This is a genomic window from Bremerella cremea (assembly GCF_003335505.1).
In the GTDB taxonomy this organism is placed as follows: Bacteria; Planctomycetota; Planctomycetia; order Pirellulales; family Pirellulaceae; genus Bremerella; species Bremerella cremea_A.
Genome location: NZ_QPEX01000010.1, coordinates 1,046,200 through 1,063,582, shown reverse-complemented (window position 1 = coordinate 1,063,582; position 17,383 = coordinate 1,046,200). Strand labels below are relative to the sequence as shown.

Here is a 17,383-nt window from a genome sequence, read left to right as displayed (position 1 = left end):
TGAAAAAAGCGACCAGTCGTCGTGACGGGTCGCTTTTTATGGTTATTTCTGATTCCGCAATTTGCCCCTGAAGGATACCAAGGGCGTAAACGGCCCAGGCGTTCATCGACGAACGCCAGGCAATCCAGCGGCTATTACTCGATAAAGCGGCGAAGCATGATCGTGTCTTCCACGTTCAAGTCCTCGCCGGGCAGGTACCCGACCGGAATCGAGCGGTCGATGATGTAGAACGCCCGGTGACGTTCGATCTCGCCGGTATCGATCCCCAGTTCCTGACCCAGTTGCCACCCATCAGGATGCTGAGCATCCACCGCCGTCGGTTCCACCTCGAAGTAACCCACGGTAATCCAAACCGCAAACACATTCGACTGCGTCCCAGCGATGTTACCTAACCGCTGGTAAGCCTGGTACCGCAGCATGGGGTTATCGTCGGTTCGGTAGTGATTGACCTGAGATCCCAGGGACGTATTCACCCGAGCATCAAACAGCGGCTTCTGCTCGTCACCGGCGATGCCCGAAATCTGTTGCAGCGGGTCGCGAGAGCGAAGAATGGTGGCATCCACTGGCGCTACCTTAAGCAGATCGGCATTACCAGGCAAGTTGGGCACCATCTCTGCCGAGGCAGCCGACCGGAAAGGATTCGAGAACCGCGATGGGAACTGGCCACTATTGGCCGTGTCGTAACCCTGACGATTCAGCTTAAACGTATTCCAGTCGGGGAAGTTCAACAGCGGACCATTCTGCCAGAAAGTAGGGTCAAAGATCGCCTCGTAAACTTTCTGAGCTGGAATCGTGTTCAAGTTGATCTTACCCGGTTCTCGGAACATCGAACGATTGTTGAATGGGAACAGGTAACCTGTTCGGGCATCGTTGTCGTTCGTATTTGTCTGCTGAGGGTTGAAATCGTTTGTCGAAAACCACTTTTTCGTTCCGTTGTAACGGGAGGGAACCGTGACGTAATCGAAGATTCGGGCGAGTTGAGGTGACAGCTCTGCATCAGTTGAACTCGATGTTACGAGCTTTGCACCGTGGAAAAAGTTCAGCAAGTAAGTATATGGTGCAAATAGCGTGTCCGCTTTATCACCATCCGCTCTACTGGAGTTATACGGATCGGTTTCAGTCCCACCGTTTTGCCGGATGAGCGAATACTCAAACAGCAAACGTTGTGGCGAACTGCTTGGCACCATCATCAAGTCGTACTTGCTGACAAAGGGACCATTGGCCCAATGTAGCCAGCTGAATGGGTTGTTATTGATGTTGGCGGTATTGCCCGAGCTGGGATCGTGCGGGTCGGTTAAACGTTGCTCGATCGGCAGCGGGGCACCGATGTATGGCATGTTGGCGGCGGAACCACCAATGCTGACGGTACTGCCCAGGGGTGATCCATAGCTACGATTCACGTAACCGAGCGTATGTAGCAGCGGCCGGCCAAAATGTTCTTCAGGATAACGGGCAGTATCGCGAGGAGCGTTACGGATGGGGGGCGATTGCTGAAGAACCTGGGGAATCAAATTGGGATTGCCCGAGATTGCCGCAGAGATTTGCGATACCAAGCCCATCAAATTTCCGTTACCGGGCGAAGTATAAAGCTCTCCGGCGTTGGGATCATTCTGCGTCCCATCGTCCCGCTTGCCTCGCTCGCGGCTGCCAAAGTAAACGTTGACACCATTGGTGCCGCTGCCACTGACTTGGGCATTGATACCATCTTCGACAGGATCCCAATCCTTAGCATCCACCATGGCGGCACTGCCAGTACGACCTTCGGCGCCGTCTTCTCCATTGAAGACGGTCAGGTCGATCGGCATCGTGTCGACGGTAAGGTATGGGTTGAGTGTGGGATTGAACTCTTCAATCGGATTCGCCAAACGCTGCAGCACAGCGTCTTTATAGCCACTGGCAAAGTCGATCGTATTGGGGGCGCTTTTGCTGGGGTAGGTACCCGTTTTATAGTCCGTGTAGTTGGAATCGTTCAAAGGGAACGTCGAATGAGACGAGCCAGGACCTTCAAACGGAATATCTGGGGCTTCATTCACAGAACCATCGGTATAGAACTGAATGATGCCGTCAGTCACGTTTGTATTGGGGTTCTTATATTTAGGAACCGGGTAGTAGGCGTCCCGCAATGGTTCGGAAACACTTAGCCCAATCCCCAGAGGCAATCCGTCGGGGTCAACCTGTGGAGTGGCCGAGGCGTAGTCGGTAGGTAGATCAGCCGTTACGGCAATCGCTACGTTGGAGCGGATCATCGAGCCGAAAGCAGGATAAGGACGAATCACATTCGCTGCCGGGCCTGTTTGAATCTCTCGGAAATTACCCACGCCTGCGGTGCCGGCCCCAACCACTTCCAGCGACCTTACCCCAGGCACATTAAGTTCAGGATCGTTCGAATCTCGTTTGGAACCAATGACCGTCTTATAACGTGGGGCCACCACGAAGTATTGATTGGGAGCAAGAGGGACTTCTGTCGCTGTTCCTCCGAAACGGAATTCACGGTCTCGCCCTGGAGCGAGCGGGTTAGCCGCAATATCGCTTTGGTAATTGGCGAAGTAGATCACCCGATCAATTTGGTAATCTTCCGTTACCGGTCCCGTCGCGGTTGTCAGCATTGGCAGGCCAGCATCCAGGGACTGGGTAAAGTCCCCAGCGGGAGTGCCTGTGCTAGAAGTTGGCTGGAAATTAATTGTGTCAACATTGTTGGCCATCGCACGAGGAATAGACGAGGGGCTGGAACCGCCCGATCCTTCGCGCTGGGTGATCAACACGCGCCAAACCGGAGCGCCGTTTCCGCTATTCGATCGCCTGTTCAAGACAAGCTGGCCATTGGTGTTGTAAAGCTCTTGCGGTAGCGAGCTGGCAGGATTGTTCGAAGGAATATTGCGAGGATTGTAAAACTCGAGGAACAACGATCCTTGTGGGACTTTGTATTGATCCAACGTTTGGTCGTCGGAGGTGGTATTGGTGCCCCGCTTCTTGTTGCTGTTGCTGGGGTTGTCGTCCCACGGGGTATCCTTGGCGCCCCGATCATGGAAGGCCAACGTTTCCGTCATCACCAGATCAGGCGCTTCGGCTCCCCAGACAACGCGGCGATTGGCAGTATCTTCAGGAGGTGTCGCGCCTGTAACGGGAAGTAAGTTTCCGTCGACATTCCAGGTAATGGAACTACCAGCAGTAAGGGGGGTGAACGGTTTCAAATCAAACTCAAACGGCGTCATCACGGCGTCTTTGTCGCGGAAATCAACCACATTGATCGCCCACTGGGCAATTCGTCGCTTGGTCAGTTCTTCTCGGTCGGTACCGGTGAGTGTTGTATCGAATGCGGGGAATTGGTACCCGTCTTCCATCAAAAGCAGCATGATGACATACAGATGCCGCGCCATTAGTTGACGCGATGCACTATAGCTAGTGGCACCTGACGGGGTCGGAATCCGCATGGCATTGTTAGTACCGTTGTAACGGCCGTATCCGCCAGTGTTTTTGGTGATAGATGTGAGGGTATCGGCTGCCGTTTGGAAATCGGAAATCTGTTGGGCTTGCAGGTTTTGTGGACTGGTATTGAACGCCCACGAGGGAGACTCCAGTAACCGATTTAGATCAAGCGGTTCACCGCGCAGGATTTCTGGCGGAAGCAACTGCTGCACGGCGGTGTCTAGTAGATTTACCGGCACCCCGTTATCGTACAGGCGTTTTTGGCACAAGCCTACCAAGGTTGGGGCAAAACGAACTTCAGGTTCGTTGGTGCCGTTTTGGCTTTTGTGCATGTAGTACTGGTTAGAGGCCGCAACTGCGCCAGAGGTTGTATTTCTCGCATTCCGCGGGACGTCCACGCGATTAGGAGCCGGAACTTGGTGGCTGGCCACGGTCAGCAGGCGTCGATTACGCACACCATTCGCACCGGCTGAACTACCTAGCGAGTCTTGGGCCGCTTGCAGCAGACGGTCTTTGTTCTTGGTGACCGAAGCAGAGTCGTATTCCTCGAAACGAGCAATGCGTTCGTATTCCTGGTAGGTGAACGGTGTGTCGTAGGGGTTGGAATTCAGCAAGTCGGCTTCGTAAGGATCGTCGGTCACCGGCCCAAAGTTGGCAGGCAGGCCTTGGGCGGTAATTTCGGTGTGGCTGCCCATGTTGCCGTAGTTATACGCAGGCTGAAAACGTGGGCGTCCGGCGATGTCGAAATAAGTGCGGCCAATCCCGTAACGGTCGATTGGTGTGCCCAGTAGGTTATTGTCAGCGCTTGTATAGCCATTGTTCGCCAGCCCTAATTCGGCCATCCGGCTGCGTGGGTCGTTGGTGTTGGCCAAGCCAGGGTGAGCTGGGTTTTGGCTGTAAGAGCCAGAGACTAAACCCTGGTAGCGTTCGTGCAGCAAGCGGTAACCACTTTCTGCCGAGAAGATGGTCAGCAAGCTCACATCGGCTGGCCCGTACCCGCTGCCCAGTGGAAGTGTCATCGCGGCTGCGGTTGCCGAGTTCGGCGCGGTGTAGGACATCCATGCTGGCGAAAACTGGTTGTGCGTTAAGCTTAAAGGTGTTTTTTGAATACCGCTGACGTTGCTGCTTTGCGGCAGCGAGTTCGTCATGAAGTTTTGGTATTGGGTGTAGAAGCCGTGGGCGTTCACATTGACCAAGCCGTCCAGGTCTTTCACCAAGATCGCCGCCAGCGGCTTGTAACGCCGCCCCTGGCTGTCGGTTTTCAGCGGTAGGCCAACGTCAATCCAGATACTATCGGTCACACCGTCCAGGTCGTTGTCGATGTCCCAGCGTGCATTGGCACCCGATCCAAAGATATTGAAAGCCTCGTTGCTTCCAGTAAAGTTTGGGTGATCCATCGCTAGGGGACGCAGGATTATTTTGCGATGAACTTCCTTTACCGCGTCTTTCAGAGTTTGGCTAGGTGGCTGCATGCTGCTGGGAAGCATATTGATGGTGGGATCGCTGAAGATAGCCAAGCGATCGGTTGAATCCAACATGCTGAATTCAGCATTGGTCGCAGCTAATTGGTTGCCCCAAAACCTTATTAAATCAGGCCGATGAAACGACGGTAGGATATCGGCGACCGTGGGAACGCCATCCTGAGGAATGTACGACTGGTACATATTGTGGTAGTCGGCCGCGTCATACGATTCGTCCGCCCCGCCTGCTTCAATGGAAACACGGTTGCCGTTCGAGTCGGTTACCCAGCCTTTGGGATAGGCATAGGCAATGTTAGGGACAAAGGCGACCGGATGACCATCACTGTCAAGTAGATCTAAGTTACGCTTGTCATCTGTGGAAGCCTGAAATGGGTTGTAACCGCGACCAGTTCCGTTGAACGCTGGGTCGTTGATGACGAACGTGTCGTTATTCGCAGGCTGAACGGTACCACGCATCGATTCGCGGACCGTTTCTGGGTCTTGATCGATAACCAGGGTTACCGAGGTTATGTTGCCACTGCCATCCAAGGTTGGCTTGTAATGCATAATGCGATGGCTTTGCCCTTTGGCGTCCCCTGAAGTGAACGTGACGACTGAGCCGGTATAAAACTCGGTAATCGGGCTTAAACGTGAAGGAGGGTTGGTGATATTGATTTGCCAGAGCTGATTGGTGCCGTTAGGTCTGGCAATCGTCGTATTACCAGAAACCACGACCGATTGGTTCCCCCACATGTCGCGGAGGATGTCGAGCATGAAGAGTTGGCTTTTGGATCCGCCTCGGGGGCCGCGGAGGAGGTCGAGCAGGATGGTGTCGAGCTCTTCCGGCGGGGTGGTGCGGTTGACGTCTCGGCGGAGGTTGGACTGGGCGCCGGTGTTGTAGACATTGGCGGCCACCACAAAGGTGAGACCAACCAGGGCGAAGAGAACCAAAATGCTGAGAACCACCAGCAGCAAAGCGCCTTGGCGCGACTGCTGCGGTTTCAGATAGCTCTTGGTGCGTTTCATAGCTCTACTGTCCTTGATCGCTTCCACAACAACCAGCCCCCGCAAAGTTGGTGTGTTGGCTTTATAGTGCCTGCGGTGCGTTGATTCACGCGGCAGGTTTGGCTTCTGTTCTAAAGGAAAAGTCGCTGATAAGGCTGAAGCTTAAGGGCTCCAGAGTGATTTCGATTCGAGACGGACACGTTTGCTGTACACCCCCACAACCCCTTCCACGATGATGGCGTGGGTGGGCTGCGTGGCAGTAATGGATGCATTCGAGGTCGTGTCAACGGGCCAGTCTGGCCCGTTAATCGTGATGCGCCGAGTAAATGGCCCCGTCCCACTACCAGAGGTGTCTACAATGTCATCCACCATCACCACCCGGTACCACTGATAAACGTCGCCACGAGGGAAGCTGGTGGTGCTGTTCGTAGGTGTATTCGTCATGCGACGAGCCAAGCAAATCCAATCGCCGTTGGATAGCTTCAAGACACGTTTCTCGGCATCTTCCAGGGTGCCCCCTTTTTGGCTTAATTCGACCTCTCCGGTTGAGTAGCCACCTGAAGCGAGAAAGTCACTGACTCTGACCATGCGCTCGTTCGATTGGTACTCTGGATCACTGGTCGCCGTAATCGTGGAAACGTCTCCTGTCGGAATCGTACCCTGACGATTTTTCATGATGATGACGTGCGCGGTGTATTCGTCGGTCGCGGCGTTTTTGAGCGTGGGAAACAACTCGTTGTCGAAACGTGGGCTGTTGGTTCCGTTCAAGTTGACGGTATTTCCGGAGGCATCTACGGCAATGTTGATCGGTGGCTGCATCCAGCGGGCTTCATTCGCCGTTAATGCGGAAGAAGTCAATGCCGAAACGTTGCTCAGGTCGAACGGTTCCGGGGTTAACATGATCATCCACGAATATTCTCCGGCGGCCTGGCGTTTGACATCGCCGTAATAGTTCGGCCCGTTGGTATCCGCAGCGGCTGTGCGATTGAAGAACGTTTGGAAGCCTGGCTGTTCGCCATCGCTGGGGCGTTCGTAAGCGAGGTCGTCGTCCGATTGAAAGGCGACCTTCGCTTGAGGAAGCGACAGCGAAGAGGTGCTGCCAGGCGTGGTGTTCACGCTCAGACGCAGCATTTGAACCGCTTTCTGGTTGTTGTTGCTTACGTTGGTTTCCGCTTGTTGCATTGTATCGCCAAACGAAAACTCTTCGTTGTAGGGAAACAAACGTCGCGAAGCATGCGTGCCGTTCGCGCCGAAGAACATGGGATCGATCAGGTAAGGCTGGCGGAGTGGCAACGGCGAGTTGCCTCCGGTCGTAGCGGCCACGGAGGAAGGTGTGCCCCCTGTGGTGCCGTTGATCCAGCGCGAAGGATCGAAGTAGCGTCGGGCTTTGGCTTCATGAAAAGCGCGTTCGCCTAGGATCGCGACGCGATCGGCCAGGGTGCCTCGGTTGGTTAAATGCGTGCCGAGCGGAATCAGCGAGGCCAGGCCGAGGATGCCCAGGCTGACGACCATCGTCGACATCATCACTTCAATCAGTGTGATACCACGACGGCGGCGCGAGCTGGACAGCGGTTGGTAGTGCTTGGTTACGAGCATAGACTATTCGTCTCCCTGTCCCTTGATGATCAAGCCGCTACGAGCAAAGTCGCGAGTTTCGGCTAGAAGGGCGGCGTTTTTATCGCTGGCCGACGTAAAAACAGACCCTGTCAGGAAAGTGTTGGTGATCAGCTTGTTGCGAGTCGTGGTGATTTGCCCGGTCAGGTGATTAACCGAAACCCACATCGAAGTCCCATCGGCCAAGTTGGTTTCAAGCTTGGGGTCAGCTGGGTTGATGTAATCGAGGTAGTTCAACCCAGGAAATGTCATGGAGTTGGTTTCGTCGATGTTTTCAGTTTGCATGACGGCAATCGTGTCGACGGCATGGTCGTATTTGCCGACCAGCAAATGAATGTTGCCGCCAGGGCGTCCCCAAGTGCCGTTAACGGTCGAAACCTTATCGACATTCCCCTTGGGGCTAAATGTGAAACGAACGGAGTTATGGACACCGCTGTTCCAATTGGCAAACTGGTTGCCGGTGTTGCCCACTCCGGAACAAGTCAAATCGATACACATATCCGAAGGCAATTGCAGCGGTGTGGCGCTGCTGCGTTGGGGCGGTAAAAAGATCTGACAGGCAACCTTGCCGTGCGATGGAAAAATCGTTTGATCGTTGGCCGGTAGGGTGAATTGAAGTTGCAAAGGAGAAACCTGGCTTACCGTGGCTGTGTAGCGAGGCCCGCGATAGTCTAGGCGTATTTCCACCATTTGGTTGGCGGTAAGAAGCCCTGTGGCCGAAGCGTACCGTGCGTTCGGGTCAGACAAAGTAACCGTGCCGCTTGAATTGGAAACATCAAGCCGCGAGTTCAATTCGTCGCCTGCGTAAGGAGGAGGTGTCTCTAAGGTATACATCAGCAACGACGAGTTGCTAACGCCGGTATCGTCCGCGAAGGTGATGATACCGTCGCCGCTGCTATCGCTAACGTTCCGCACAATTTCGATACCAGCCGGACGCCCTAACTGCATCGCGCGGGCTTGGGCACTGGCGATGTACGAGTTGACCTGACGGGCCGCTTCGCGTTGCTTTTTGCCGCGCGTACCGGTCTTTACAGCCGTGGCCGCGATGCCCATCAGTACCACTAAAATGCCCATCACGACCAGCAATTCCACAATGGTCATGCCGTGACGTGTCTCGCGGTGATTTCGCTTATGAGTACTCAATTTGCGTTCCCCGAGATTACGAGTGCATGGTTGGAAATGTTGTCGTAGTATTCGTCAACACCGTTGCCGTTTGCATCGCCTTCTGTTCCGAATTGCAGTCCTGCAAGTTGTGACCCTGTGGCATCCGCACTGGCAAGGCTAACGTATGGATTGTTCGGAACCGGGTAGTTTGTGCTAGGAACAACAGTACCCTTCATGGCGCTAGAGCCCGTAAATCGGAGAACGATGTCTAACGCCTGATCTGGGCCCGCGCTGACTACCAATGGATACAGTGGAAAATGAAGGTAATTACCTGAACTATCGGTTAGCTTGCCATCTCGGACATTCAGCGGATCGAACGGATCGGGTTGATCGTTGCGGTGAAGATTAGAACGAACGCCAGCATATCCTGGTGCCCAGCGTAGGAAGCGAATTGGAGTTCCCCAAGCATCTAGGATCTCAGACATGCCATCGCCATCGGTATCGCCAATTTCGGATGCCTTAAAGTAATCGAGGCCATTGGTCTCCCCATCCTGAATGGATTCAAGGATCATATAGAGACATTCGGAGTCATCAAAACTTGTCGTCCAGCTTCCAATGCCACCTGCCCGCGTGTTCACCGCACGCTGATAACGATTCCAAAGCGCTGGCTCATTCCCGCTAACGGCTCCATTAGTGCCACTTCCATATTGGATGTCCTCAAGTCGGCAAGGCATTTCCATTCGCATTAGTTCGCGAATCTTATCGACGCGTGCTCTTTGCCGATCACGTACATTCCCCGTTTTGCTCGGTTCAACGCGGCGGTAACGGTAGTCATCCCACCGGGTCATAAGCAGTTCGTGGATCTTTTGGATTTGGCCGCGTGTTCGGGCGACGCGGGCCTGTTCCGCAGCGGAGGCCAGGCCGACCAGTACCATGCTGGACATCAGCGCCAGCACGCCCATCACGACCAGCAGTTCTACCAGGGTAAATGCTGGCCGGAGCGGGGAGCATCCGTATTGTCGTGCCTTGCTATACATGAAAAATCCTTCCCTTTAGAGGTCGGTATCCGATTCGAGGGTGCTGGCCTGACCGAAGCTGACAATGTTGTCCATGTCTTGCAGCGAGTAATTAATGCTCGTCGGAGCGTTGGTTGTGTCTTGCACGCCGCTTGGATAAATCTTCATTTGGTCGGTTTTGGAAAAACCGTCGCCGAAGCTGTCGTCTAAACCGGCAAGCATCAGTTGGAATGTTTTGGGGGAAGCCCAAACCGGGTTGTTGTTGAGGATCATGCCGTACGGACGGGCCGTGCCGGAAGCGATGTTCGGGGTGAAACTGGCCACCACCGAGGAACCATCGGTGTAGGTGTTGGCATTGAAGTAAACATATTCCGACTCACAATACCGAGCCTTGTACGACCACCAGCCATCGCCATCGGGATCGACCAGACGGGTTTGATCGAACTGAAACAAGGGGGTCCGCTCGCCGGTGCCGGTGAGAGGCTGTTCCACGTTCGGGCTGAAGCCCATCAAGCACAGGACAAACCCTTCGGAAGGATCGATATCTGATAGTTGATAAGGGGTCGCTGAAGTTGGGCTGGGGTTTACCAGGTTATAGCTGTTGGCCAGGTTTGACATGTTTGTCGTGGTGGGGGTATCTAAACTCGGGTTCCGCTGCGGAAACATCTTATTCAGATGTCGACTAAAAGCCGTCGCACGTTTCGTCGCATCGGTAGTGACGGCCGTGTTCCCATCGGGCGGTAAGGCCCCGTGCTTTTCTTTATATAATTCGAGAGCTTGGGAAATTTGGCCAGTCTCGAACTTCATCGAAGAATTAAGGACGCTGGTGCGGGCCCGGGAAATGCCCACCAGAGCCAGGCCGGACAGGATGCCGATGATGGCGATTACGACCAGCAATTCAACCAGTGTAAAGCCACGATGGGATGCGCGGATTCGGGATGTCATGGTAGACCTTTCCTGGTGCGAAGCGTTGCTTCGCCAATATGTTGGTGAAAGGACAGGCGCATTTGCACCGGCCTGGCTGAAGGAGTTCAAGATTTCGATTTCCTCAACGAGGCGTTCCCCAAAGCCCCTGAATAGGGAACGCCGAGTCTTATCGCGTGGCAACCGTTAACTCAGGTTCTGAATCAGGTCGACCAGCGGGAGGAACAACGCGATGACGATGAACCCGACAGAAAAGCCGAGGAACACGATCAAAAGCGGCTCCATAATCTTGGTGAGCGAGTCGGTGAGCACCTTGACGTCTTCGTCGTAGGTGTCGGCCACCTTGTACAGCATGGTGTCGAGTTCACCCGTCTCTTCCCCCACGTCGATCATGTTGGTCACAAACAATTCCACCATGCGTCGTCGTAGCGTCAGGAAGTACCAACCGGCACCCAAGGCACCAATCACGGCAACCGCCTGAACGGCAAACGGCTGCATCGCGGGAATGAAGAAGAATGAGACAAACGGCGCCGCTGGAAATAGGATCCAGAGGAAAAGGGAAATCGGATGGAAGGGAGCCCGACAGTTTTCTTCCATCGGTTTGAAGATCGATTCACCTTCTTTCACCGATTCCGCCACGTTGTGGTACATCCGCTCGAACATGGCGTTACCGCTGGTATCGCGGGCGATGTTCAAGCATTCCAAAATGGGCACGCCAGACGAGATCAACGTGCCGAGGGTACGTGTCGTACGAGCCAAAACGTTCTTTTCCGTTAGCCCACCGAAAATGGGCAGGTTCAAAAAGAACAAGTCCCAGCCCATGCGTCCATGCTTGAATTTTCTTAAGAGCTTGACGAACAGGAAGACCGCCACCGGAATCAGCGGGATACAGTACCAGTAGTTGACCACGCCGTTGCTGATGGTGATTAGCAGTTCGGTAACCGGCGGCAGATCGAGCCCGAAGTCCTCGAAAATCTGGCGGAACGTTGGCACGATTTTGATCATGATGAAGGTCAAAATACCGACGGCCACCGTGATCACGACGCACGGATAGATCATCGCCCCTTGCACCTTGCGGCGAAGGTCGGCATCGCGTTCCATGAAGTCGGCCAGACGCATCAGAATGACTTCCAACGCACCGCCCGCCTCACCGGCCCGGATCATGTTGACGTAGAGGCGGTTGAAGCACTTAGGGCACTTGGCCATTGCTTCGGAAAGGCCAGCCCCTGATTCGATGTCTTCGCAGACATCCATCAGCGAGTTCTTCAGCCGCCCCGGCTTGGATTGTTGTTCGAGAATTTTCAGGCTACGAAGAATCGGCAGACCAGCATTCTGCAAGATGGCCAACTGACGGGTAAACGTGGTTAACTGCCGGTGGCTGACACCACCGATGGTGAACCCACGTTTCTTACCGGCCTTCTTGTCCCCCTTCTTCTCCCGCGACTTTTGCTCGTTGATGCGGGTGACGAAGTAGCCCATCTGCCGGATGGTAGCTTGTGCTTCGTCTTCGGTGGGGGCCTCGATGACGTCGCGGATCTCCTGACCTTGAGCGTCCATCGCTTCAAATTGATAGGTTGGCATGGCTACGTCCGGCTCTTGTAAGTAGGGTCAATAAATGGATTGGTTGGGCTGCTGGCCAGCAGGGAATTGAATTGGTTTTATTCGACCGTCTCGCGAAGCACTTCGTCGAGCGTGGTTAGGCCTTCGTAGGCCAAAGCCATGCCAGAGTCGCGCAGCGGAACCATGCCAAATTCTTTGGCTTTCTCCCGCAGTTCGTCGGTCGAGGTGTTTTGCATGATCATCTGACGCAAGTCGTCGTTCATGATCATCAGTTCAAACAGGCCAATACGGCCTTTGTATCCGGTACCGTTACAGTGGTCGCAGCCAGCCCCTTTAAAGAACTTGCGACCGCCCAGGTCTTCCTGCTTCATGTCTAAGAGGAAGAGGGTATCTTTGGATGGTTCGTGTTCCTGGCGGCATTGGCTGCAAACGCGGCGGACCAATCGTTGGGCCAAAATGGCTTCGACGGTCGCGGTAATCATAAACGTGGGGATGCCCATGTCTTTGAGACGTGTGATGGTCGCCGGAGCATCGTTCGTGTGAAGCGTGCTGAACACCAAGTGCCCGGTAAGGGACGCTTGAATGGCGATTTCACCGGTCTCTAAATCTCGAATCTCACCGACAAGGATGATGTCGGGATCTTGCCGCAGAATGGCCCGCAAGCAGTTGGCAAACGTGTTGCCAATATCGGTATCGATGGGGATTTGAATCAGCCCTTCGATGTCGTACTCGACGGGGTCTTCGGTGGTAATCACTTTTTCGGTGACGGAGTTGAGTTCGCTGAGGGCGGAGTACAGAGTCGTTGTCTTGCCCGACCCTGTCGGCCCGGTCACCAGCACAATTCCATTGGGCTTGTGCATGACACTGCGGAACTGTTTCAGGATGTTGTCGTCCATGCCGACTTTTTCGATATCAAGCGACACGACGCTACGGTCTAACAACCGCATAACGACGCTTTCGCCAAACATGGTTGGCAGCACGCTCACACGAAGATCGACCGGGTGACCACCGACGGTCAATTCGATACGTCCGTCTTGCGGCATGCGCCGTTCGGCGATATCGAGATTGGCCATCACTTTGATACGTGTGGTAATTGCAAACGCCAAGTGACGCGGCGGGGGAACCATTTCAAAGAGAACGCCGTCCGCTTTAATGCGGATACGGAACTCTTCTTCAAACGGCTCGAAGTGGATGTCGCTGGCATGGTCCTTAATGGCCATCAGCAACACCATGTTCAACAGTTTGCGAACCGGAGCACTATCGGCGAGCGCTTCGGCATCGGTAATGTCGATCGGCCCGTCCCCTGCCAGGGCTGCTGCGGCTTGGGCCAGGTCGTTGTCCCCTTCCAGGTCACGCACGAGCCCTTCGAAGCTCTCGGAATCTTCCGAGTAGTAGCGTTCGAGGGTTTTCATGATGTCGCGTTCAGTGGCGACCACCAAGCGAATATCGTATCCCAGGAACTGTCGCAATTCGTCTTGCGTGGACAGGTTTTGCGGTTCGCACGTGGCCAACGTCAGGCGGTTGTTGTCTTCCTCGTACGAGACGGGAATGACCTTGTACAACTGGGCCATCGGCTCGGTAATGCGTACCAACAAGTCCGGGGCAATCGAGACATCGTCGAGGCTAATCACCTGCATGTTCAACTGCTCGGCCAAGGCCGTAGCAAGCTGATCATCAGTGACCAGGTTCATGTCTTCCGCAATCTTGCCAAGCGGCTGGTGTTCGGCCTGGGCTTCTTGCTCTTCCAGCAACAAAATCAATTGTTCATCGCTGATGAAACCAAGGTCGACCAGAATCTGTCCAAGTCGGCGAACTGCCATGAAGCTGTCTCGTTGTCGGTCAGGTAGTGGAGATAAGGAAACGTGAAGAGAAGAAACGAGGCGTTTTAGGCCACATCGGTTCTATCTTCGACAATACCACGTCGCGCGTCGGCGATGCGTTTTGCCAAGTCGTTCGGGTTTTGGGCTTTGGCCAGGGCATCTTCCATGGTGATGCGTTCGGCCCGCCAATGGTTGAATAGGGAGTCGTCCATCAAAATCATCCCGTGCTTCGAGCCGGTTTGAATCATCGATGGAATACGGAATGTCTTGTTTTCGCGAATCAGGTTCGCGATACCTGAGGTAACGTTTAGCAGTTCGTAGGCTGCCACACGTCCGCCCCCGATTTTGGGGACCAGCGTTTGAGCTAAAACGCCCAGCAACGCCGCACCCAACTGGGTCCGAATCTGATCTTGCTGGCCACTGGGGAACACGTCGATGATACGGTCGACGGTGCCAGAGGCGCTGTTGGTATGCAGGGTGCCGAACACCACGTGCCCGGTTTCTGCCGCAGAAATAGCGGCTTCGATCGTTTCCAAGTCACGCATTTCACCCACCAGGATCACGTCCGGGTCTTGACGCAACGCACGACGAATCGCTTCGGAGAACGAGGGAACATCAACCCCAATTTCACGCTGGTTAACCGTCGACTTCTTGTGATAATGGAAGAATTCGATGGGGTCTTCAATGGTGATAATATGGTGGTCGATCGTCTCGTTCAGGTGATTGATCACACTGGCGAGCGTGGTACTTTTTCCGGAACCGGTCGGCCCAGTCACCAGGAACAAGCCACGTGGGCGGTGGCAAAGTTCCAGCACTTTGGCTGGTAGGCCCAACTGCTCTGGCGTGAGCATGTCGTTAGGAATCTGCCGCAGCACCATCGAAATGTTCCCACGTTGCCGAAAAACGGACACACGGAAACGGGCTAAGTCAGAAAAAGCAAAACCAAAGTCAGACCCACCGGTTTCTTGAAGTTCCCGCTGGCAACGTTCCGGCGTGATGCTTTTCATCAGCGAAACGGTGTCATCTGGTTCAAGTTGTTTGGTGTCTAATTGACGCATCCGACCGTGCAAGCGAAACACCGGGGGCTGACCCACAGTAATGTGGATATCGCTCGCGCCTTGCTTCACGGCGGCTTGCAACAATTTGTCGATCAGAATCGTGGCCATTGGTTTCCTTTACGACGATTTGAACTTACCGCTTCCAGGGGGCATCCTTGCGTGTTTGCCCAACCTTGCAGGAAAGTCCAGCCTCTTTATTCCGGCCAGTCTGCTTGAGCTGTCTAACTTCTATTGCGGCTGCCTAGGCCCAGCAGAAGTTCTCGTGTGTGCAGACTAGTTGGTGAATTGCTGATGAATTAGTTTTGAAAAGCGTTGGATAAGCTGTCCCGATAGCAGAATTGTTGGCATCTGCGACCGTAGACTCAAGTTTTGAGGGAGTTTTGTTGCGTTTACGGTGTCATAACGCGTAAACGCTTGTTTTATCTTAATTTGGGTGCAGAGGAGTTGAAGTCGATTTGAAGCCAGTCGCTGGCCTGTCGAATTACTTCTCCACAACCTTGGCGACGCGGAAGACTTCTTCCAGGGTTGTCTTACCCATCATGGCCTTCTTGAGCCCGTCGTCGAACAAGGTATCCATCCCCGTGGCGACCGCCCCTTTGCGGATTTCCTGAGTCGCTGCCCCCTGGAACGCTAACTCTCTAAGTTTCGAGTTCATAGGCATTAACTCAAAAATACCCATACGACCACGGTAACCACTACGCTGGCAGTTACCACAGCCACGCCCTTTCATGAACGTGGCCTGTTCGGCCATTTCTGGCGTGATGCCGGCGGACTCTAAAATCTCTTTGCTGGGCTTGGTGGGGGCTTTGCACTTCTCGCAAATCACCCGGACCAAACGCTGGGCTAGCACACCAATAATTGTACTAGAAACCAGGTAAGAGGGAACACCCATGTCGATCAAACGTGTAATGGCACCGGGCGCATCGTTCGTATGTAGTGTACTGAAAACCAAGTGTCCAGTAAGTGAGGCCTGAATCCCCATCGATGCTGTTTCAGTATCGCGCATTTCACCCACGAGGATGATATTGGGGGCTTGGCGTAACATGGCCTTAATGATTTTGGCAAAATCGAGCCCAATGCTGTGCCGGACTTGGGTCTGGTTGATCCCCGGAAGGTAGTACTCGACCGGGTCTTCCGCCGTGATAATCTTGGTGTCGGGGCGGTTCAGTTCGTTCAGGGCGGCGTAGAGAGTGGTTGTTTTGCCGGAACCGGTTGGCCCGGTCACCAGGATAATACCGTTGGGACGACGCAGCAGATTGTTGAACTTGACGAAGTTGTTATCCGACAGCCCCAGTTGGCGAATTCCCACCTTGATACTGTCTTTATCCAGAATACGCATGACGATCGACTGACCATGGTTGGTCGGGATCACACTCACACGTAGGTCGATCGTCTTGGTGCCGACGTCGGCCTTGATACGACCGTCCTGGCAACGACGCCGTTCCGAGATGTCGATACCCCCCAAAATCTTGAGGCGGGAGAGGATCGCACCTAGCATACGTCTGGGGGGGCTGTCTCGTTCGATCAGTCGGCCGTCGATACGGTAGCGAATCCGCACGCGATCTTCAAAGGGCTCGATATGGATATCTGACGCACGCAGTTGGACTGCTTCGCTGATCATCATCTGCACCAGCCGCACCACCGGCGCGCTGGTTTCGTCGATACTCTCGTCACCGGCCATCGTCATGGTGTCTTGTTCCATGGTGTCGGTGAAATCGATCGCCGTATCGGTGAATTCTTGCAGCATCGTATCCGCAGATTCACCTTCCTGCTGACCATAATAATGGTTAATCGCTTCGGTGATGTTTTCTCGCGGGGCCAGGGCGATTTCGATCTTGCGGTTCAAAATGAATCGCAATTTGTCGATGGTTTCCAGATCTAAGGGATTAGAAATAATCACCTTAAGGGCACCTTCGTCTTCTGCCATCGGCATCACGACGTTTTCACGGGCGACCGATTCCGGCACGAGTTCTACCGCTGAAAGGGGGATTCGCACCTCTGTCAGGTCGACGAACTCGAGGCTATGCTCCTCGGCAACAGCCCGCATCACGTCGTTGGAAGCCACGTAGCCTGATTGAATCAACGCTTCTGGGACCGGAATCCCTTTGGCATCGGCTAAGGTTTCCGCCTCGCGCAATTGATCCGGCCCAACGAGCCCACGACGAATTAAAATGTCCGCAAAATTTCCCAGGGTTCCAGCCAAAGCGCCATCCTCCGAGCGGAATATATATGGAAGGGAGAAGTATCGAGCAAAAGATAAGCATTCCACTAGCCTACCACGAGGCGTGGAACGTCGTTAAGCCTTTTGCACACGAATTTTAGGTCCATGCGCGCAAGGGTATCCAAGTCTATCATCATTACAGCTAGGGGCCTCTGTCAACCAATACACCCGCTGG

The 17,383-nt window shown here is 54.2% G+C and carries 9 protein-coding genes; all 9 read right to left on the bottom strand.

All coding sequences use genetic code 11. The features are described from left to right. Nucleotides 1-134: 134 nt before the first annotated feature. Nucleotides 135-5,912, bottom strand: coding sequence for a hypothetical protein (locus DTL42_RS05305; RefSeq protein WP_114367621.1), 5,778 nt, complete (start codon nt 5,910-5,912; stop codon nt 135-137). 141 nt (nt 5,913-6,053) lie between these two features. Further along, nucleotides 6,054-7,487: a type IV pilus modification PilV family protein gene (locus DTL42_RS05300; RefSeq protein ID WP_114367620.1), complete on the bottom strand. Its 1,434-nt coding sequence runs from the start codon at nt 7,485-7,487 to the stop codon at nt 6,054-6,056. Between the two features lie 3 nt (nt 7,488-7,490). Next, nucleotides 7,491-8,648 (bottom strand): prepilin-type N-terminal cleavage/methylation domain-containing protein, encoded by a 1,158-nt coding sequence (locus DTL42_RS05295; protein ID WP_147274171.1) that lies wholly within the window; start codon nt 8,646-8,648, stop codon nt 7,491-7,493. Then, a complete protein-coding gene (locus tag DTL42_RS05290) occupies nt 8,645-9,646 on the bottom strand; it encodes a type II secretion system protein (protein ID WP_114367618.1) in 1,002 nt (333 codons plus the stop codon). The genes DTL42_RS05295 and DTL42_RS05290 overlap by 4 nt, the downstream gene beginning before the upstream one ends. Before the next feature lie 15 nt (nt 9,647-9,661). Next, the gene (locus DTL42_RS26690) at nt 9,662-10,570 is read right to left on the bottom strand and encodes a type II secretion system protein (protein WP_114367617.1); all 909 of its coding nucleotides are present in this window, start codon (nt 10,568-10,570) and stop codon (nt 9,662-9,664) included. Nucleotides 10,571-10,735: 165 nt separating this feature from the next. Further along, nucleotides 10,736-12,130, bottom strand: coding sequence for a type II secretion system F family protein (locus DTL42_RS05280; protein ID WP_114367616.1), 1,395 nt, complete (start codon nt 12,128-12,130; stop codon nt 10,736-10,738). Between the two features lie 77 nt (nt 12,131-12,207). Continuing rightward, nucleotides 12,208-13,929, bottom strand: a complete 1,722-nt coding sequence (locus tag DTL42_RS05275; RefSeq protein WP_114367615.1) for a GspE/PulE family protein — start codon at nt 13,927-13,929, stop codon at nt 12,208-12,210. A 65-nt stretch (nt 13,930-13,994) separates the two neighbouring features. After that, on the bottom strand, nt 13,995-15,095 hold the full coding sequence (locus DTL42_RS05270) for a type IV pilus twitching motility protein PilT (protein WP_114367614.1): 1,101 nt from the start codon (nt 15,093-15,095) through the stop codon (nt 13,995-13,997). Between the two features lie 373 nt (nt 15,096-15,468). Next, nucleotides 15,469-17,190 (bottom strand): GspE/PulE family protein, encoded by a 1,722-nt coding sequence (locus DTL42_RS05265; protein ID WP_114367613.1) that lies wholly within the window; start codon nt 17,188-17,190, stop codon nt 15,469-15,471. Nucleotides 17,191-17,383 lie beyond the last annotated feature (193 nt).